We start from the raw sequence: 433 nt of genomic DNA, 5'->3' as shown, positions 1-433 counted from the left end.
ACATAATTACGTGATCGCCTTGCTCAATGCGCAGATTGTCATTGGCAATCATCACGTCGTTTCCACGTACCACCGCTCCAATAATCGTTCCTGGCGGTAGCTTGATTTCGTCAATGACTCTGCCGACAACGCGTGAGGTGCTTTCATCACCGTGAGCAACGGCTTCAATAGCTTCTGCTACGCCGCGGCGCAATGAGGAAACACCAACAATATCTGCTTTTCGCACATGGCTAAGCAACGCAGAAATAGTTGCTTGTTGTGGTGAAATCGCAATATCGATAACGCTCCCCTGAACCAGATCCACATAAGCGCGACGCTGGATCAATACCATCACCTTTTTCGCACCCATACGTTTGGCAAGCATGGCGGACATGATATTGGCCTCGTCATCGTTGGTGACGGCAATAAACAGATCAACTTGATCGATATGTTC

The 433-nt window shown here is 48.7% G+C and carries 1 protein-coding gene; it reads right to left on the bottom strand.

Translation table 11 applies throughout. The annotated features are described in order from the left end of the window. Positions 1 to 433: NAD-binding protein (locus C5J22_RS30880; protein ID WP_205837250.1), on the bottom strand; the 433-nt coding region annotated here is incomplete at both ends.

Origin of the sequence: Neorhizobium sp. T25_13 (assembly GCF_002968675.1) — a bacterium.
GTDB classification, from domain to species: domain Bacteria; phylum Pseudomonadota; class Alphaproteobacteria; order Rhizobiales; family Rhizobiaceae; genus Neorhizobium; species Neorhizobium tomejilense.
This window is presented reverse-complemented; position numbering and strand designations above follow the sequence as displayed.